The sequence below is a fragment of the Moritella dasanensis ArB 0140 genome (assembly GCF_000276805.1).
Lineage (GTDB): Bacteria > Pseudomonadota > Gammaproteobacteria > Enterobacterales > Moritellaceae > Moritella > Moritella dasanensis.
In genome coordinates this window covers 67640-87099 of sequence record NZ_AKXQ01000020.1, presented here as the reverse complement: position 1 = coordinate 87099, position 19460 = coordinate 67640, and the positions used below count along the sequence as shown (strand labels likewise).

Here is a 19460-nt window from a genome sequence, read left to right as displayed (position 1 = left end):
ACCAATACCAATACCAATACCCAATGCCATTGCCATTGCTGCGCCAACTCCCATGCCTTTTGCTGCTAATGCGGCACTTACTCCGAAAGATTAAATCCTTTAATACCGAGGTCATGATTACATTTACAAAATTCAATAAGTTATAAGTACAATCTACACTTGTAATATCGCCGTCTTTTTGCAACAAAGATAAAATATGAACCCTAGTATGTCGTTCATGCAGATCCTCGTAGAACGGTCTTAGGACGGTAGTAGAACGGTAGTATAGGCGTTGGCTTTAATCGCGCGCCAAAGCCGAGTGCTCAACTTTAGCGCGACTAACACTTGGAGTTTTAGTGTCTATCTAATCGATAATCGACATAACCAAATCTATTTTCAACTGCGGAAGTTCGGCCAATGAACGCCGTCGTCATGAGCATTAATAGCGAGGGTAGCAACCAACTTGCATGGGCATTGTAAAGTGGCAGGTTTTCAATAAATAATAGATTAAATTCGAGTGGCATATTACCTAAAATATTGATCGCATCGAGGATACCAAACAAGGTTGCGGTGATGAGCATACTGCAATGCGTAAGGCGTGATACGGTGAATATTGACGCTGTAAAAGAAGCTAATGTGAGCGCGAGTGCAATCGGACATAATATTAAAATAGCGGGTAGGCTAACGGTTAGTATCTGGTCGAGCCCAAAATTTGCAATGATCCCGGTGAGAACAACAATGATTGTTGCCGTCAAAGAAAATGAGGCGTTAAAAGTATCTTGGTAATATTCAGCACAGGCATTGGTTAGACCCACAGTTGTTGTTAAACAAGCCATGATGATAATAGCGGCAAGAAAGAACTGGCCATATTGACCAAATGCTGCTGCGACATAGCGCGTTAGGATCACGCTACCATTAGTACCGTGCTCTGCAATCGCCGTCGATGTTGCGCCGACATAACCCATCACGACATAACAAGCAGCCATTAATACAGCGTATATAACGGCAATCTTCACTGCACTCGATGCAATACCTTGTTGGCTGGTGACGCCTTTGCTTTTGATCGCCTGAATAATGACCCAACCAAAACCCACCGCAGCAATGGCGTCCATGGTCATATAACCTTGAATCAGGCCACTGGTGACTGCGCTATGTTGGTAATCGCCATAGGGGGCGGCTGGTAGACTTAATGGATGAATAAATGCCGCTAGCCCTAACCCGCATAACAGTAGGAGTAAGGCTGGTGTTATTATTTTGCCGATATAGTAAACAAGATTACCAGGCTTGAAAGCCAGCAACAGGGTGATAGCAGAAAAAATGATAGAAAAAAGCAGCAGATGATCGCTTTTAAAAAATGGCTTGATACCCATTTCATAAGCCACTGTCACTGCTCTTGGCATGCCAAACGCAGGCCCAATGGCGGTAAAAAGTAAAATCCAAAATGTGGTTCCTAGCCAATTTGGTAATGCTTTGGTTAAATTATTAAGATCGCCAATACGGCCTAATACTATGATGGTAAATGCTGGTAATCCGACCGCTGTGATCAAGAAACCGCCCATGGCTGAAGGTAATGATGTGCCAGCATCAAGGCCCATTGCTGGAGGGAAAATCAAGTTGCCTGCACCGAGAAAGAGGGCGAAGGTCATAAGACCGATAACTAAGATGTCTTGTGTTTTCAAATGTAGTACCTGCAAAAGTTAAGGTTATAGACAATCATTGGCAGTGTTTACGCAATGAACTATAAATCCATGATGGAACTTGGTTCCGCAGGTTTACTGAAAGAAGATATGTGAATGCATAGTATCCCCCGTCAGCAAAGCTGACGGAAGAGTACCCGCCAGCCTAGTGAATAATCACTAGAATAATAGCGGTAATAATTTGTGTTTGTTGTTTTATCGGCATAGTTGATGAGTCGGCACAGTGGTATACAACCTGGGTCGATGTTAAGTGTTTATTAACTGTATGTGCAAATAAGCTTGAGTACATAACTTAACAACTTCTACTATGAGAACGGATTAACGCTTACAGCATATGAATAAACATGTTTATTGTAAATGACTTTTTATTTTGTGGTCAAATTGTATGTATTACATACGATCTATAAATTCAACCTCTGGTTCGGGATTGTAATACCGTAATCGTTAGCACTGAGCTACAGGTAAATAACGTATCAATAATATCGAAGCATAAAAATTTATATGGCTTATTATTGCATCGTCACTGCTAATTGGCTCTGGTATAGTGAATGTCCGCATTAGTGCGACCCATATCGTTAACTTACCAAGGAATAAGATAAATGAGTCAATTACTTGAACATGCCTTGACCGTGTTTATGGCCTTTTTTGCCATTATGAATCCAATTGCAAATACGACTGTGTTTGCTGGCCTAACAGGATCAATGGGTAAAGCGAAACAAATGAAGGTGGCTATTAAATCGCTCACGATCACCTTTATTATCATCGTACTGTTTTCTATTTTGGGTAAATCAATATTCCATCTCTTTGGTATTACGTTGCCTGCATTACGCATTACTGGCGGTATTTTGGTATTTCTGGTCGGTTATCATATGCTGCAAGGTAAAAGCTCGAAGTTACATACCGCAGAAGAAAGTGATGACGCAGACATTGCTGTATCTCCGCTCGCAGTCCCACTTCTTGCCGGACCTGGTACTATCGCAACCGCAATGAATTATTCATCTGCTGGTGGCTGGAGTGAAATTATCATTACCGTGGCCGCATTTGCGGTGTTATGTCTGATTACTTTTGTGTGCTTTATTTTTTCGTCAAAGATTATATCGGCAATAGGAGAAAGTGGTCTTAGTATTGTGACCCGCCTGATGGGACTAATTTTGGCTGTGATTGGTATGCAAATGCTCATTGGTGGCGTAACGGAAGTGATGAGTTCACTCACCAGCGCCTAGTCAAACTAGGCGTCATGTTTTAGCTGTTATTCACCCCGTTAGCGTTGGGAAAACAGATTTATTAACGTCATGAAATCGGGCTGCTGTAAACGATGAGCAGCTAACGTGATACCCACTTGACGCTCTGTTTTTTCAACCCCGGCAATGTTTGAAATGGGGATTGCGGTGTAGTTTTCATGTTCAAGTTGCTCGGTGGTGAGTGGGGCGAGTAAAAGCCCTATTTGTTGCTCTACCAATGCCAGCGCCCATTCTTCGGTATCAACGGATGCCACGCGCTCAATCTGCAATTCACGCATGTGACCCATCAATATACTCACTTTTTTGCACTGTCTACGTTCAATCATCGCGATGCCTTGCAGTTGATCTAATGTGACATGGGTTTTAAAAGCGAGTGCATGATTGTTAGGAATTATTAAATAGTACTGATCTCGCCATAACGGGCGGAATGTCGTTACACTGTGCTTGTTATCGTTGTTTAAATGAATGTTCTTACTGTCGTTACTTAAATTAATGTCTTGGCAATCGCTGCCTAAATAAATATCGGCGGTACTATCGCTGGTTAAATGTAGCAACCATTGCGGACAATGTTGTTGCAGTTGCGACATCAACCGTTTTAAATACACCACACTAATATCTGCCTGTACGGCGACAGTGACGGTTTGCCGTGATTGCTGTGGATTAAAATACGCGAACATCGACCCAGCTTGATTTAACAAGGCTTTGCTGTGTTGATAAAACTGCTGCCCTGCAGACGTCGGCGTTACGCCTTTTTTATGGCGCGTTAATAGCACTGTATCAAACTCCGCCTCCAATTTGTTAATGGCGATAGTGATAGACGGCTGAGCAACAAAACACTGTTTTGATGCTGCTGTGATACTGCCGGAATCGACCGCGGCAACAAAATATTTTAACGATTTTAAATCCACGAATACCTCTTTTACTATTTACGATTTACTACGTGCGACGGTTATTACGTGCGTACTTTACGATGTGAGAATAGTACGACGTGTGAACCGAATTAAAGGTCACATTAAAAATTCAGGATAGCGCGGTAATGTAGCCGCTACGTCTTCATCATGCGCGGGAACAATGACTAATTTTTTATTTTCGATGGTCAACTGATGCAAGGTTTCAACCAGGTCATCTGATTTCTGCTGATCGTAATTGAGATCCATTAACCATTTCACTAATGCGCTGCGGCCAACATTATTGTTTACCCCTGCGATTGCCCATGTGCTATCGCCAATAAACAGATATTCGTTATTTACCAATACTCCGATCTGACCGTGGGTATGACCAGCCATATCGAGCAAGATGACCGAGCCATCATCAAACACGTCTAAGCTAGCTGCAAAACCTAATTTACGGGTGTTATTTAATGAGATGAAATGCCAGTTTATCGCGGGATCATCAAATTGGCTTTGAATAAAAGCGGGTGGCGCATGTTTTTTGGCGGTTTCCAATTCTTCTTTCTGCACCCATATCGGTGTATTAAAGCGTTTGAAATCTTCAATGCCTGAGGCATGATCCCAATGTAAATGGGTCGGTATAATGGCTTTTAAGCGGCTAAAATCATAACCCTGTTGCTGCAATTGATCGACCGCTGGTACGGCTTTTGTGTAAGCTAATAACTGCTGATCCAGCCAACCCATCACCGCGACTTGGTCATCTACGTTTCTGCCAAGGCCGGTATCAATTAATAAATCGCCTCGCTCATGTTGAATGAGTACTGCGTTGTGCACCAGCTGACGTTTTTTAAACCATTCCCCACCCGAGACAATAAGCCCTTCAGAACTGCCAGCCGATTGTCCGGTATTGATGACCGAGAAATTGGCCTTGGCCGCTATTACGTTGAAACTGCAAACCAGCGTACTGGCCATGATTAAAACAATACCCATATTTTTCATTATTATCACTCCTTTGAAAGAAAGAGTAAGTGTATGTAGCCACTGCCCATATGTAAAATATACTATATCTATAGTAATGGCATATTTTTATTATGGATGGGGGTTGTCAGATATAGACTGAGAGTGTTCATTGTGCCCCCCGTCACATCTTGATCGATGTTTTCAGTGATTATTTTAAATCTACCCCGTGGGGATCATACCTACGACTGAACTAGAACCTGTATTGCCATAAATATTTTATTAGATTGTATTTATTTCATATGCTTAGCGTAACTTATCATGCTGAATATTGATGTAGATCATAAGCCCAGTCTTATTTGTTGATAATATGTTACCCCTTGTTGGGTACTGGTTGGCAATCTGTTACTGATCTGTTGACTGGTCAAATTGTGAAAGCGATAAAATATGAAATTAAGCGATTTATCAATTAAATACAAATTATTATCCCTCGTTATCTTTTCCGCATTACTTTTGATCGCGGCTTGTATCTACAATCTTAATGAGCAGAGAAAGTCTTCTTTGATTGAGCGTGAGAGCAAACTGAGCGCGCAAGTTGAAGTGGCAGTCAGTTTGCTTGACCATTATTATCAGCAACGTAATGAATTAGGTGTTGAAGCCGCAAAGCAAAGTGCTATTAAGGCGATTAGCAGTATTCGCTACGATACTGATAACTACTTTTGGATCCTAACGCCGCAACTGCAAGTTATTTCTCATCCTAAAAAGCCAGCATTAAATGGTGTTAATGCCCGAGACTTCAAAGATGGTGCAGGCAAATATCATTGGCGTGAAATGGGTGTTATTGCCACTACGACTAAAGCGGGATTTCTTGATTATCAATGGGTAAGTCCACAGAATGTATTGAAAGATAAAATCTCTTATGTCCAGCTGTACCCTGAATGGCAGTGGATTATCGGGTCGGGTATTTTGGTTGCAGATATACAAGAAGACTTCCTTGCCGCCAGTCTAAAAGAAGCCATTGTCGCGGCAGTGTTGATCGCCATCTTAGCTAGCTGGGGATTTGTCATTGCCAGTAATATCATTAAACCATTGGAAAAATTGATCGCCAGTACCCATAACATTGCGGATGGAGATTTGACGGTAAGATTACATGCTGGTCGTAAAGATGAATTGGGCGAAATGAGTAATGAAATTGACCGTATGCTGGAGAAGTTACAAATGACGTTATTAGCCGCTAATGAATCGGCTGAACAGTCTGCCAGCATGGCACAAAGTATTGCGCAAGCGAGTGAAGAAGCAGCCGTTAGTGTCAACAGTCAGCATATCCAGCTCGAGCTACTTTCTTCGGCGATGACCGAGATGAGCGCTACGATTGAAGATGTAGCCAGCAATGCGGAAAACACCGCTTGTAGCACCTCGTTAGTGACCGATCATGCGACGCAAAGCGGCACCGCGATGCAAAACACTGCATCGACTATCTCTGATGTTTCGAAAGGCATTGCGTCGGCGGATCAATTGGTGCGTGAGTTACAAGCGGGTGTCTATGAAATTAGTGCCGTTGTGAACGTGATCAGTGAGGTTTCCGAACAGACCAATTTACTGGCGCTAAATGCAGCCATTGAAGCCGCTCGTGCAGGGGAACAAGGTCGCGGCTTTGCGGTGGTGGCTGATGAAGTTAGAAATTTAGCCAACCGTACTAAGCAATCAACAAGTGCAGTTCAGAAAACCATTGATGCGCTAATTGAACGTACTGAACGAACGGTTAAAGCTATGGCTAGCAGTAATTTGAAGGTGGAGGAGAGTGTGGGTGTTTCAGTTGCCACCCAACAACAGCTTACAACGATGGTTTCTGAATTGATCCGCTCTAATGATATGGTTGCGCAGATTGCAGCTGCATCAGAGCAGCAAGGTTTGGTCGCAAATGAAATGACTCAAAATGTGAGTATCATCCATCTTGCTGCCAATGAAGTAAAACAAGCATCGCAAATGCTGGCAGAAGAGAGCCAATCACTGGCTGTGACCTCAGAGGTTCTTTACGGCCAGTTAAAGTATTTCAAAGTTTAAATATCTATGTTGCTATTTAGCTCTTTACTTGATGTTCCGAATTACTTGATAACGCTTGTTATCCAAGGGCCAATGAATGTTGATGCTGTAATGATAATAGAAAAATGGTTATTATCTTTAACGGTTATTATTTCTTTGCTGGTGGTATTTTTACTATTTTTTTGCGCAAATTGGGTAACTTTTATAGGGTCAAATGCTTCGTCTTTATCGCCAATCCATAGCCCAAATTGCGGTAATGCCGATAATTGTGTATCCGGCGAAGAGGGCGTGACTGCATTCGACATATTGACAGTATTAAATGCCACTATTTCAGGATTTTTTGCTAAAACGTTGGCGGGGAAATTGAATTTAACCGCTTTTGCATGACCAGAAAAAAGTCCGCCACTCATGCTGTTTATGACAAAATCTGTCACGTTGACTTGAGAAAATTCGTAACCGTCATTTTTATCTTTATCGTGACTTGTTTCTGAACGAAAACCAAAATAGGGGGCAATAAATACATAACCGTCAATGGGAGCTTTTTGTTCCCAGCTGGAATAGTTAAGTGCAAGGCCCGCTCCTGCTGAATGGCCACCTAAAAAGAGCGGCAGGTTTGGATACTGAACACGGGCGTGTTTTACCAGCGTGTTAATATCTAACCAAACTTGCTCATCACTGGGCGCATCACCTCGGTCACCACCTGAACGTCCATGGCCTCTTAAATCTGGTGTATATACGGCTATGTCAAATTCATCTCTTAAGCCCACTCCAATATGATTATAAGAAAGTCCACTGTGGGCACCGGCGCCATGATAAAAAATTAAAATTGCTTTAGGTTGTAATGGACGATAAGCCCTAAACGCCAATGCGGTATTATCACTCGCTTGCACATATTCCAAAGGCATAAGCTCTTTTTTATCGGCACTTTTTAATTCTTTCAGTGAAAAGAATTTCTGTTGTTGTGGCGCCAGTGATAGCGGTTGCGCTAATTGATTTGCATGTGATTGTTTGATTAACGGAAAAAGCATTATCATCATGGCTAACACGTAACTTATTTTCATCATCATTCCTTTCGTTAGGCTGTTCATTTCGACTTGACTGGTTATTTCAAGGGGAGATAAATATCTGTCACGACTTCCGCCTCTGGCACATCAGGGAAAAAACTGACTCTTTCAAAAAAGAGCGGGGCATCACGTAATTCTACTTCACTTTGCGCAAGCCAATCGGAATATAAATAAGCGATAGTTTCACTAATTGTATCGTCAGAACCTACATGTCGAATAACCGCACAACGTCCTGCTGCGATATTTTTTGTGACGACCCCATGCTCATTTTTTGTTACGTCAGATTTAACTGATACACATATGTCACAGCGATACTTCTCTGGTTCAGTTACCGCGGGATCATCATAAACAATGTTAAAGGTTCTGCTGACTTTGGGTGACAAATTGTTTTTTCTACGCCAATCAATAAATAAGTTAATGGTATTGCCAAGTAACTCGAGGGGACCAAGGTGTACTAAGGCGGCTACTTTAACTTCATTAAAATCCACAATTTCAACACGATGAGAGCGTTTATTTGATTTCATTCGTTGGATCCTTAATGTCTTGGATTGTTCATATTTTTGATACCACGGCTGCCACTGCGGTTGTTCCCTAAAGTGGGATGGATTCTGGCCAATGGATTGACTGAAAGCCCGAGAAAATGCTTCTGAACTTTCATAACCATTAGCGACTGCAATATCAATAATTCGCATCTCTTTTTTAAACGCTAATTGGTAGGAAGCGCGCTTCATTCTAGCTTGTCTAATATAAGAAAATGCAGTTATGCCAAAGATTGATGCAAACTGCCGATGGAAGTGATATTTGGATAAACAAGCGAGATCACTTAACTTATCGATGGTGAGGTCTTCATCCAAGTTAGAATCTATATAGTTTAGTAATTGATGAAAACGTTGAGGATAATTCATGCGCTATAACAACCTTTAAATCGACTCGTTCGGTAACAATAAGTTACTCATTTTCACCTGATGATACATGATGAAAGTTGCGGAATTTCAATATCCGCAACAAAGGTTGTAAAAAGTGTGTGCTAGTTCCCGCTTGTGGTGGTATTGCGATGAGATTTGGTGATGATAACGATTACTTTATTATTGTATTATCTTGATTGGCTTCAATTAAAATAGCCCTTAGTTTTATTAAGGCGTTAATCTCATCATCTATTTCACTTTTAATATTCTTAATTTCATGATCACTAATTTTATTATCCTGTAATGATGCATGTATAACTTGAGATACCTCCCCGTGCTCCTTGTCCGAGTTCATCATCGCCTTCAATAATGACCGATAACTTACATTCGTATTCGGGTCTGCGTAATATCGGTCACACTTCAAATCGAAAGCTGTTAATAAATCTTCGAATACATGAATATGACGACCATTATTATCTTTTTTTAAAATTTCCATAATAAAAAGAAATTCTTTTAGCGTGAGATTATGAGTCTCATATTGTGGATTTAATTTATTTAAAAATGTTTTTTGATTTACTTTTTTATCACTTAACTGAGATAGCATGGCTAATACTTCATCATTACCTACGTCTTTTACTTTTGACTGTAGTGTTGTTAATACTAACTTATGATAATTACCTTCCATTTCTCATCCATTTTAATTCTTTTATTTCAATCGCTTAATTTACCATTAATGTTTTATTCGCTCAAGTTATATAGCGGCAGACGTTGTCTTTATTCAAATGTTTTTATTTCATTGCAGATATGCTCAGGGTTAATAACGCTAGAATAAATGATTAATTAAACCTGCCATATAAAAATATGGATGTGAATGAAGCACCTATATTCACGTATTTTATATAAGCAGAGAGGGCTATGATTATTCCATTGAGAACGGGTTCAGTATCAGGCCGTGAGTCGTGTAACGAGTGCTTAAGGCTTTGTTACTTTGATTCTATATATAAAATGTTGAGAGGAAATTATCATGCAATGTTGTAATAATGGACGACCAGAAAAAATACGCCGCACATGGTTTCAAAAATGGTTTTACACCAGTATTTTTAAATGTGACAACTGTGGTTATATTACAAAACTAAAAAAACAATGAGTACTGTAAAGTCATAACTTATTTTTCATCATCATCCCTTTCATTATGTTTTTTATTTCGACTTGACGGCTTACTTCCCGCTTGTGGTGGTATCGCGATGAGACTTCGTGATGATGATGTATTGGTGCTTTGGATTTGAAATAGCTGATTTGAAATCGTTGGTTTTAAATAATAGCTTTAAAATAATTGGTTTGTCGAGGCGTCTAGATAGATTATCTATGGTAATGCGGAATAAGGGCTCTGGAGCAAATTAAGCTATGTTGAGGTCATTAGACAATCCCAACAAAGCTTAATGATAGGATCGAATTATACTAATTCAGGCCCTAAACGTAGACGCGCTTCATAGTCGTCGTAGTAATCTCTTTCTGCTAGTAATACAGTTAATTTGTCTAAGGTGAAATCTTGATTACTCACGCCATTTTCTAAGCGTTGTAAGCAATGATCAATCGCGGTTTGCTCGTCTTGCTCTAAATATTCGCGGCAAAAATACAGTGGCGGTAGGCCATAAGCAAACGAGGTTAGTTGGGCGATGTGCATTGCATCGAGTGGTTGTGTTAGTTGTGCGATAGAAATGTTAGCAATTGACTGATCTTGACCGGTATTAGACATTGAAAGCGCTCATATAAGAAAGACCCTAAATATACTACAGTAAAACTATTTTTATTACTGAGCTTATTCGATATAAATTCGATGATTTCGGGTGCGAAACTGCTGTGGTGTCATAGCAAAACGTGCTTTAAAGGCATGGATATAAGAAGAATCGTTTTGATAACCCACCTGATGCGCTACGTTTTGTATTGATAGCTCAGACTCTAGCAGAGACAGTGACTGAATTAGACGTAAATGCTGTCGCCACAACGCAAACGATGTATTGAACTCTTTCGCAAATATCCGCGACAATGTACGTTCAGATGCGCCGACTATGTCACCCCATTTTGACAATGTAAAATCCAATTCTGGCTGCGTGGTTAACCGTTCAAAGATAACCTTAATGCGTCGATCTTGTGGCATTAATAGCTTGAACTTGAACGATTCACTGCTATGAATTTGGTCATGGAGTACCTCAAGTAGGCGCAAGGTATTATCGTGAGAAAGCGCGGACTCTAATTGAGATTGTTGTTTAATCATTAATATCAGCTCTTTGAGAAAAGGCGTCATCGACACTTGTCTAAGTTGTTGCTCTGCACTACGGGTATAACGGCGACCATAGTCGGGATTGATATACAGCCCGATAAATGTTGTGTTGGTGATGGCTGTGGATTCGTGGTCGATGCCAGCTGGGATTAAGATCGCGGTGGTGTGGGGAACAAGGAATTGACAGCCGTCTGCTTCTGTTTGTATCAATCCGCGAATTGGAAATATCAGCTGATGCCAATGGTGCTGATGCAATTTGTCAATAAATCCCTTAGGCATCTCGATGGTGTTAATGAGTGCTGGTGCATGATGATTTTGTGTTATTAACGTATTTGCAGATAATATTTGGCTGGTTGGCATAGTTATGTGTCTCGATGGCCTTATTCAGTCATAGTGAGTGAGTGTAACATAAAGCCAACAACTAAATAATATGACAGAGGAAATATGAGAATTCATTTTATTGTGCACGAGCGTTTTGAAGATCCTGGGTATTTTATTGAATGGGCGAGTCTGCATGACTATCAAGTCAGCTTCAGTCGAGTGTACTTGCATGAAGCTTTACCTGTTGAAGATGATGCATTTGATTTGCTTGTTGTATTAGGCGGGCCGCAGAACCCAAATACTCGACAAGAGGAATGTGCATACTTCGATAGCCTTGGTGAACAAGCATTGATTAAACAAGCGATAGCGAAAAATAAAGCCGTCGTTGGTGTTTGTTTGGGGGCGCAGTTGATTGGTGAAGCACTAGGGGCTGCATACCAAGCAAGTCCTTATCAAGAGATTGGCTATTTTCCTATCAAGTTGACAGGGAATGGTCATGTTGACCCTAAGTTAGCCGAGTTCGATTTAGCTGAGGTTGTCGGTCATTGGCATAGCGATATGCCAGGACTAACAAGTGACAGTAAGGTATTGGCGGTAAGTGACGGTTGTCCACGCCAAGTTGTGCGTTATTCGCCGCTCGTCTATGGCTTTCAGTGTCATCTTGAATTTATTAGCGCGCAATTAGGCCCTTTGATTGCACACGATCAGCTTTCGTTTAACGCTAATCACAGGGGCAAGTATATTCAAGACCCGAGTGTGATCATGAATCATGATGCCACTCGAATGAATCTATTACTTGCTGGGTTTCTGGATAAATTAGTTGAAGCTTATCGAGCGCATTGATCTCGTACTCAAATCTATCCTTGTTTTGCTGTACGCACTGTATTACCGCTATCGAGCCATTGCTGATTAGGGATATAGTTGCGTATCCAACTTGGGATCTTTGCCGCTGGCATCGGCCGTGCAATGCCATAACCCTGAGCGGCATAACAACCCATTTCGAGTAGCATCAACCCGTGTTCTGTTGTCTCAACACCTTCGGCAATGACTTCTCGGTTAAAAGAACTAGCTAACGCAAGCACGCCATTGATAATGGCATAATCGTCAGGATCATCGAGCATGTTCTTCACAAAACTCTGATCTATTTTGATGGTATTTGCTGGTAAATCCTTGAGGTGGGTAAGTGACGAATAACCCGTACCAAAATCATCGAGGGCGATATTCACGCCTAATACATTTAAGCAGGTATTGAGAATATCACGAATGGTATTGAGATCTGTCAGCGCGCCACTTTCTAATATTTCTAATTGTAAATATTTGGCATTGAAATGGGGATAACTTGCTAATGCATTTTCCAGCTGAGTTAAAAATGCAGGTGAGATCAAGTGATAACAAGCGATATTGACACTTACTTCAAGAAAGATACCTTGTTGTTGCCATTCAACCGTTTGCTTCAGTGCTTGGTTAATAACCCAATCACCTATCTGAATTTCTAACGCTGAACCTTCAATAATCGGTAAGAAGTCCAGCGGTGGGATCAAACCATCTTCTGGATGTAACCAACGGATCAAGGCTTCAGCACCATATACCTCACCGGTTTTCATATTTATTTTTGGTTGGTAATATAAAGCAAATTCGTTATTTAATAAGGCCTGTTGTATTTCATCAAGTTGTTGGTTTTTTTGTGTTTTTTGTTTATCTTGTTCTGGATTAAATAAATGAAAACGATTTTTACCGGCTAATTTTGCTTGATACATCGAATAATCAGCGTGACGTAATAAGGTATCTAAGTCGGCATCATTATCTGGATATAGCGTTACCCCAATCGAGACGCTGATATTAAAAATATGCCCGGCAATAAGATAAGGTTGGGCAAGACAATCATTAATCCGTGTTAATAGTTCATGACAATGCTGCAGTGATTCTATCTCACCTAACAACAGCACAAATTCATCGCCACCTTGGCGTGATGCGGTATCTTTATTCCTGATATTCGCGTTGAGACGTTGCGCTACCGCGATGAGTAATTGATCGCCAACGTCATGACCATAGCGATCATTGACTGGCTTGAAGTTGTCCAAATCAAGGAAACACACACCAAGCATTGTGCCTGTTTGCTGACTATGGCTAATACCTAACTTGAAACGATCTGCAAGCAGTGAGCGGTTGGGTAATTCGGTGAGCATGTCATAATGCGCCATTAATTCGAGCTTTTGTTGCTGCTGTTTAGCCTGGGTAATATCAGCGAATAAGCCCACGTAGTGTAATGTCTTACCATCATCATTGCTGAGTGAGGAAATAGAAAGTCGGGCCACAAAGAGTTCACCGTTTTTCTTTTTATTCCAAACCTCGCCATGCCAATAGCCCTGCTCAACGAGGCTCTGCCACATTTCAATAAAAAAAGTAGGGCTCTGTTTGTTGGACGAAAGGATACTCGGCGTTTGGCCTAATACTTCGTTAAGACTGTAACCAGTGACGCGCGTGAACGCGGGATTGATATCAATGATTTTTCCCGTTGCATCGGTGATCATCAGCCCTTCATTGGTCTCGCTAAAGACACGGGAAGAAAGCTTAATTTTTTCATCTGACAAATTTCGTTCAATGGCTATTACGCTGAGTTGAACGGCGAACTCGAGTAACTTGAAATCTCTCGCTGTTGGTGTGCTCGGTTGCTGATGGTAAATTGCAAAGGTACCCAGTAGTTGATTGTTCGCCCCTATAATAGGTTCAGACCAGCAAGAGGCTAATTGAGCTTTGGCTGCTAGCGCTTTAAAGGGGGACCAATATGGGTGAGTTTGCGTATTTTCAACGATCACTCTTTGTTTGCTGAATGCGGCAGTGCCGCAACTGCCGACGCCATCTCCGATCTCGATACCATCAATAGCGGCATTGTAAAAATCAGGAATGTTTGAGGATGAAAATCCACAATGAAGCTGGCTACCTTGGGTATTTGCCAATAGTACAGAGCACAGCGCGCCGGTTTGTTCTTGTTCGATAAAACTAACGATATGTTCTAAAATTATATTTAGTGGATCGCCTTTTAATAATTTCTCTAACACCGCGCTACGTGCATTATCATGTAACTCGATTTTTTTACGCTGCGATATATCGGTATGCACACCTGTGCACCAGGTTGGTTTATGCTGATCATCCCATGCGGTAAATTCACAGGTTGTTTGGATCCATAACCACTGTCCATCTTTACCTTTTCTTCTATATTCAAGTTCAAATGCCACGCCATTGCGTAAGGATTGTTGATATTTATTTGAAGCTGACCCAAGGTCGTCTGGATGAATGCTTTCTAGCCAATGCGCTAACGTCGTTTGTACGTCGGCTGGACCGTAGCCTGCCATTTTAGCGCTGTGACCACCAAATGAAATGTCACCGCTTTGTACGTTTAGCTCAAACCACACTTGTCCTGCTGATGTTAACGCTAAATTTAAGCGTTTTAAATTATCGTCTAATTCTTTCGTACGCGCAGCAACAATATTTTTCAACCCTGTTTTATCATTTCTTATGCGTAAGATTGAGATAGCAGAAAAGGTCACTAATATTGTAAATAGCATACCCAACAGCGACATCACGAAGAGTGAAATGTAGTGATTACAACCATTGCTGTGAGATATTTTTAACATCCACGTCACGTTGGCTATGTTGATGTTGTTTACAACGGGAAAAGCAGACAGTAATTCAGGCGAGTTTACTAAAACTTGCATTTCCCCGGTGTCGGGATGAGTGCGAGATAATTGATAAGCTAACCCTGCATCGACTAATGCCGATAGCTTTACAGGCGCAAGTACTTGCGGAAAACGTAACAACACAGTAGCAAAACCCCAAAAATATTCTTCACCGTTTGGGCGGTCTAAATATATTGGTAACCGCCCAGCTGCGCCATAACCGCCTTGCATTAAATCAAAAGGACCTGCCAAGGTTAATTTACCGCTATTTTTGGTCGCGACTGACTCTTTATTTCTATTCGGTGCAGTGAGTAAGTTATGCCCAAGTGCTTTTTCATTACCCGCCAGTGGTGCGATGTAGCGAATAACACCGTTTGGAGAAAGCTGTAATGCGGCGATATTGGGATAGAAAGCTAGCATTTCAGTTGCAAATTGGTTGAACTGATCTTCATCAAGCTGTTGCTTTTTAACTAAGGCTGCAAGTGGGAAGGTTGCGGATAATGCCTGATTGATTGTGCTCTCAATGAGATTGACATAAATATGAGATAAATTTTGAATGGCTAAGCGTTCTTTTTGATGTTCATAATGATAAATAGCATAAATTGTAGTCGCTGATAGAACGATAGACACGACGAAGATAAGTTGTATCACTATAGATGTTTTTAATTCTTTCAACATTGAATTCTTCAAGGTGCGCTATGCCTGTCTTTGCTCTTTAGTGATGGGAAGTGGTGGGTATTTCCCCCCTCGTTTATTTTACTGTTTTGATATCTTTGTCATACGACTTACCCGACCTTATCGGGATAACTGCTATTAATACCATGATGGTGCAGAGCGGGATATATACATAAAGTGTAATTTAATTTCTTGGCTGAAGGTTACCAAGACCAAATGACAGTGCGGTGATATTGCTCGACCCCACGATGGTCTTAGCCATTAATGAGGTCGAGCAGATATTTGAAGTGTAGTTATTAGATTCAAGTGGTGCGGTTACATCACGCTCATTTCATGTATAAATTTATGCGTTTGCGAGCTGTGTCGCTAACATTATTTGTTTAGCCATCAACTGATTTAAGTCTAATCCGACGATTGCACCATCAAGTACACGCCATTTACCGGCCACCATGACTTTATCGGCTTTGGTTGCGCCACACAGTAATAATGCGGCGACGGGAGTGCCTGCACCAGCAAAGCGGATCTCATCGAGTTTGAACAAGGCTATGTCGGCCTGTTTACCCACTGCTATCTCGCCAATATCATCACGCCCTAAACAACCTGCTGAGCCCTTTGTTGCCCACTCGAAGGCTTTTTGATGGGTGATATCACTGGCCCCATAACGTAATCGTTGTAATAACAAAGCTTGACGCACTTCACCAATCATATTCGAACCATCATTAGAGGCCGAACCATCAACCCCTAAACCCACCGGGCTGCCAGCCGCTTGTAAAGCCAATGTTGGGCACTGGCCTGATGCTAATATCATGTTTGATGATGGGCAGTGACAAACACCGACACCAGCATTACCTAAGCGTACTATTTCTTGTTCGTTAAAGTGGATCCCGTGTGCCAACCAAGTGCGATCATTTAGCCAGCCAACACGTTCTAGATAGTCAACAGGGCGAACACCAAACATCTTGATGCAAAAATCGGTTTCGTCATGGGTTTCGGCTAAATGGGTGTGTAGTCTGACATTATGCTCACGCGCGAGATCGCCTGTTGCGCGCATCAGTTCTTCACTGACTGAAAAGGGCGAGCAAGGTGCCAGTGCAATTCGGGTCATCGCGCCGTCTTCATATTGATGATAGGTTTCAATCAAGCGCTGGCTGTCAGCTAAGATCACACTATCTGTTTGGATCGTCGTGCGTGGTGGTAAACCACCTTGATCTTCGCCTAAGCTCATCGAGCCTCGGGTAAGATGCACACGAATACCAAGTTTTTTAGCTTGTTCAATTTGAATGTCGATCGCATGTTCGAGGCCATCAGGAAACAGATAGTGATGATCACTGGCCGTCGTGCAACCGGAGAGTAATAGTTCACTCAAGGCTATCTGTGTTGAGGTCGCAATCATTTCTGGGGTGAGTTTTGCCCATATCGGATAAAGGCTTTGTAACCAAGGAAATAATTCTTTATTTAATGCATCTGGAAATGCGCGCGTTAAGGTTTGATAAAAATGGTGGTGGGCATTGATCAGACCAGGAATCAAAACGTGCTCACGGGCATCGACAACGTCATCGATCACGGCAATAGGTTCTGCGCCTGCAGGGACTAATTCAATAATAATATCGTCTTGAATAATAATGCCGCCAGCATAAGCGGGATCTAAACAGTCGAGGGGATTTTTGATCCACAAGCGAGATGATTTAACGTGCATATAAACTCCTAATTGTCAGGGTTTAGAAAAATAATTAAGGCCAAAGACCTTAATAGCTCAAACCCGGATGTAGGAGCTGATAATGCACAAACCGGAAAGGTACAGTATCAGTTGATCTAAGATCACGGCTATTTAATGATCGCCTCCAAATCAATCAAACAAGATTTTTATAACTTGATTGATAAGGGATATCACAACAAAAAATACCCCTCAAGTCAATATTTAGCGCGCATGCACTTCTTTCGCTACCACGGTATTTTGTTGTTCTTCTTCTTTAACTTCTTCTTTTTTTCGTTGCGGTAGGATCATGCTCATCAAAATAGCAGAGAGACCGGCAACCGTGACTGAAGAACTGAAAATACTTTTTAACAAAGGTGAAAATGAACTGGTTACTTCAGGCACGGCGACAACACCGAGACCAAGACCAAACGACACTGCCATGATCAATAGATCACGACGATCTAAATCGGCAGAAGCTAGAATTCGGATACCGGCAGAGGCGACCGTACCAAACATCACCAGTGTTGCACCGCCTAATACTGGCTTAGGTAATGTTTGTAATACCGCTCCAATAATTGGGAACAGGCCAAGCAAGACGAATAGTCCGCCAATATAAAAGGCCACATAGCGACTGGCTACGCCGGTTAATTGGATCACACCGTTATTTTGGCTAAAGGTAGACATCGGAAAGCTACCAAAAATAGACGCTAAGCAAGAGTTAACGCCATCACCTAAGACGCCACCACGGATACGGCTGATGTAAACTGGACCTTGTGTCGGTTGGCGCGATACCATCGAGTTTGCGGTTAAATCACCTGTGGTTTCTATCGCAGTCACAATGGAGATAATGGCGACGGGAATAAATGCGGCGAAATCAAAATCGAAACCATATTTAAACGGGACCGGTATTGAAATAAGGGCAACGTCTGCAATTTCAAAACTCACCATGTCCATGTAACACGCGGTTATATAACCGACTAACATGCCGATCATGATGCCAGATAAGCGTAATACCTGATTACTTGAGCGGTTAATTAAAATAATTGTCGCTAACGTCACGCCACCAACAATGAGATATTTTGCATCACCGATGTCTGGATTACCGAAACCACCGGCGATATCTGTCATGCCGACTTTAATCAGCGATAAACCGATAGTGGTGATGACAATACCGGTCACCACCGGGGTGATAATATGCTGTAATTTATGGATGATACGGCTTAAGAATATCTCTACAAATGAAGCGAAGAAGCACACACCAAAAATCATGGCTAAGATTTCTTCGGGGCTACCGCCACGGTTTTTCACAATAAAACCAGCGGCGAGCACGGCGCTTAAAAACGCAAAACTGGTGCCTTGTACGCAGAGTAATCCTGATCCTATCGGACCAAGTCGTTTGGCTTGCAAAAAAGTACCAACGCCGGATACAAATAAGGCCATTGAGATAAGATACGGTAGTTCACTGCCTAACCCTAAAACGCCGCCAATAATTAATGCGGGTGTGGTAATACCAACAAAGCTCGCTAAAATATGCTGAAAAGCGGCAAACAAGGCTTTAAGTGGTTCGGGGCGATCATGAAGTTCGTATAACAAGTCATCTGTAGTTCCTTTTGTACTCATATCTACTCTACCTCAATGTTGATTATCATCATTATTTGAACAATTGATATTTTTATTCTGTGTCAGGTACATCCATTTTAAAACGCTGCGACAGAACCCAATATCCATTAAAAATATATAGTTGTTCACATTGGTTGTCTACAACTTGATCACTAATTGGAAACAAAATAGTAACAACATGACGTGGGTCTATAATATTAAAATAGAATGAAAAGAGGTGTAATAGCTTATTTTATAATTAAAATCAGCATCTTATGATTTAATTTTGAATGAATATTGTGAACAATTTACAACACGTTGTTGTGTTTGTGTTGACGAGGATAATGATATTTAGTCATGTTTGTTTAATTGGAACCGTCAGTAGCTAAAATGGCCGTAATAAAACGTACTTATTTACACTTATTCATAATCTAA

The 19460-nt window shown here is 41.4% G+C and carries 14 protein-coding genes; 3 read left to right on the top strand and 11 right to left on the bottom strand.

Annotation, left to right across the window (positions count from 1 at the left end):
- Nucleotides 1–332: 332 nt before the first annotated feature.
- On the bottom strand, nucleotides 333–1658 hold the full coding sequence (brnQ, locus tag A923_RS0115990; protein ID WP_017222696.1) for a branched-chain amino acid transport system II carrier protein: 1326 nt from the start codon (nucleotides 1656–1658) through the stop codon (nucleotides 333–335).
- Between the two features lie 617 nt (nucleotides 1659–2275).
- On the opposite strand from brnQ, the gene A923_RS0115985 reads away from it, so the two are divergent.
- Complete coding sequence (locus tag A923_RS0115985; RefSeq protein ID WP_017222695.1) at nucleotides 2276–2899, top strand: MarC family protein; 624 nt, start codon at nucleotides 2276–2278, stop codon at nucleotides 2897–2899.
- Nucleotides 2900–2937: 38 nt separating this feature from the next.
- On the opposite strand, the gene A923_RS0115980 is transcribed toward A923_RS0115985, so the two are convergent.
- Nucleotides 2938–3825, bottom strand: coding sequence for a LysR family transcriptional regulator (locus A923_RS0115980; RefSeq protein ID WP_017222694.1), 888 nt, complete (start codon nucleotides 3823–3825; stop codon nucleotides 2938–2940).
- A gap of 99 nt (nucleotides 3826–3924) precedes the next feature.
- Complete coding sequence (locus A923_RS0115975) at nucleotides 3925–4806, bottom strand: MBL fold metallo-hydrolase (protein ID WP_017222693.1); 882 nt, start codon at nucleotides 4804–4806, stop codon at nucleotides 3925–3927.
- 405 nt (nucleotides 4807–5211) lie between these two features.
- Here A923_RS0115975 and A923_RS0115970 point away from each other — a divergent pair, with 405 nt between their 5' ends.
- Nucleotides 5212–6828 (top strand): methyl-accepting chemotaxis protein, encoded by a 1617-nt coding sequence (locus A923_RS0115970; protein WP_017222692.1) that lies wholly within the window; start codon nucleotides 5212–5214, stop codon nucleotides 6826–6828.
- Nucleotides 6829–6869: 41 nt separating this feature from the next.
- Here A923_RS0115970 and A923_RS0115965 read toward each other — a convergent pair whose 3' ends face one another.
- The 5 genes from A923_RS0115965 to A923_RS0115945 all read right to left on the bottom strand — a co-directional run bounded on the left by A923_RS0115965 (nucleotide 6870) and on the right by A923_RS0115945 (nucleotide 11417).
- Entirely contained in the window at nucleotides 6870–7874 is a 1005-nt protein-coding gene (locus A923_RS0115965) for an alpha/beta hydrolase (RefSeq protein WP_237716228.1), read from the bottom strand.
- A gap of 35 nt (nucleotides 7875–7909) precedes the next feature.
- Complete coding sequence (locus A923_RS0115960) at nucleotides 7910–8776, bottom strand: AraC family transcriptional regulator (protein ID WP_017222690.1); 867 nt, start codon at nucleotides 8774–8776, stop codon at nucleotides 7910–7912.
- Nucleotides 8777–8948: 172 nt separating this feature from the next.
- Nucleotides 8949–9461, bottom strand: a complete 513-nt coding sequence (locus tag A923_RS0115955; protein ID WP_017222689.1) for a phage regulatory CII family protein — start codon at nucleotides 9459–9461, stop codon at nucleotides 8949–8951.
- Between the two features lie 768 nt (nucleotides 9462–10229).
- Nucleotides 10230–10532, bottom strand: a complete 303-nt coding sequence (locus A923_RS0115950; RefSeq protein ID WP_017222688.1) for a hypothetical protein — start codon at nucleotides 10530–10532, stop codon at nucleotides 10230–10232.
- Between the two features lie 63 nt (nucleotides 10533–10595).
- On the bottom strand, nucleotides 10596–11417 hold the full coding sequence (locus A923_RS0115945; protein WP_017222687.1) for an AraC family transcriptional regulator: 822 nt from the start codon (nucleotides 11415–11417) through the stop codon (nucleotides 10596–10598).
- A gap of 84 nt (nucleotides 11418–11501) precedes the next feature.
- Here A923_RS0115945 and A923_RS0115940 point away from each other — a divergent pair, with 84 nt between their 5' ends.
- Nucleotides 11502–12221 carry a glutamine amidotransferase-related protein gene (locus A923_RS0115940; RefSeq protein ID WP_017222686.1) on the top strand — a complete coding sequence of 240 codons (720 nt, stop codon included), beginning with the start codon at nucleotides 11502–11504 and terminating at the stop codon, nucleotides 12219–12221.
- A gap of 14 nt (nucleotides 12222–12235) precedes the next feature.
- Here the strand turns inward: A923_RS0115940 and A923_RS0115935 are convergent, their stop codons facing one another.
- The 3 genes from A923_RS0115935 to A923_RS0115925 form a co-directional block, all read right to left on the bottom strand.
- Nucleotides 12236–15733, bottom strand: a complete 3498-nt coding sequence (locus tag A923_RS0115935) for an EAL domain-containing protein (RefSeq protein ID WP_017222685.1) — start codon at nucleotides 15731–15733, stop codon at nucleotides 12236–12238.
- Between the two features lie 340 nt (nucleotides 15734–16073).
- Nucleotides 16074–17426 (bottom strand): 8-oxoguanine deaminase, encoded by a 1353-nt coding sequence (locus A923_RS0115930; RefSeq protein ID WP_017222684.1) that lies wholly within the window; start codon nucleotides 17424–17426, stop codon nucleotides 16074–16076.
- A gap of 222 nt (nucleotides 17427–17648) precedes the next feature.
- Complete coding sequence (locus tag A923_RS0115925; protein WP_017222683.1) at nucleotides 17649–19046, bottom strand: uracil-xanthine permease family protein; 1398 nt, start codon at nucleotides 19044–19046, stop codon at nucleotides 17649–17651.
- Nucleotides 19047–19460: the final 414 nt, after the last annotated feature.

What these genes read in the sequence shown, in the direction of transcription:
- A923_RS0115985 (WP_017222695.1), top strand. Translation starts at nt 2,276, where the DNA reads ATGAGTCAATTACTTGAACATGCCTTGACCGTGTTTATGGCCTTTTTT.
- A923_RS0115975 (WP_017222693.1), bottom strand. Translation starts at nt 4,806, where the DNA reads ATGAAAAATATGGGTATTGTTTTAATCATGGCCAGTACGCTGGTTTGC.
- A923_RS0115970 (WP_017222692.1), top strand. Translation starts at nt 5,212, where the DNA reads ATGAAATTAAGCGATTTATCAATTAAATACAAATTATTATCCCTCGTT.
- A923_RS0115965 (WP_237716228.1), bottom strand. Translation starts at nt 7,874, where the DNA reads ATGATGATGAAAATAAGTTACGTGTTAGCCATGATGATAATGCTTTTT.
- A923_RS0115960 (WP_017222690.1), bottom strand. Translation starts at nt 8,776, where the DNA reads ATGAATTATCCTCAACGTTTTCATCAATTACTAAACTATATAGATTCT.
- A923_RS0115955 (WP_017222689.1), bottom strand. Translation starts at nt 9,461, where the DNA reads ATGGAAGGTAATTATCATAAGTTAGTATTAACAACACTACAGTCAAAA.
- A923_RS0115950 (WP_017222688.1), bottom strand. Translation starts at nt 10,532, where the DNA reads ATGTCTAATACCGGTCAAGATCAGTCAATTGCTAACATTTCTATCGCA.
- A923_RS0115945 (WP_017222687.1), bottom strand. Translation starts at nt 11,417, where the DNA reads ATGCCAACCAGCCAAATATTATCTGCAAATACGTTAATAACACAAAAT.
- A923_RS0115940 (WP_017222686.1), top strand. Translation starts at nt 11,502, where the DNA reads ATGAGAATTCATTTTATTGTGCACGAGCGTTTTGAAGATCCTGGGTAT.
- A923_RS0115935 (WP_017222685.1), bottom strand. Translation starts at nt 15,733, where the DNA reads ATGTTGAAAGAATTAAAAACATCTATAGTGATACAACTTATCTTCGTC.
- A923_RS0115930 (WP_017222684.1), bottom strand. Translation starts at nt 17,426, where the DNA reads ATGCACGTTAAATCATCTCGCTTGTGGATCAAAAATCCCCTCGACTGT.
- A923_RS0115925 (WP_017222683.1), bottom strand. Translation starts at nt 19,046, where the DNA reads ATGAGTACAAAAGGAACTACAGATGACTTGTTATACGAACTTCATGAT.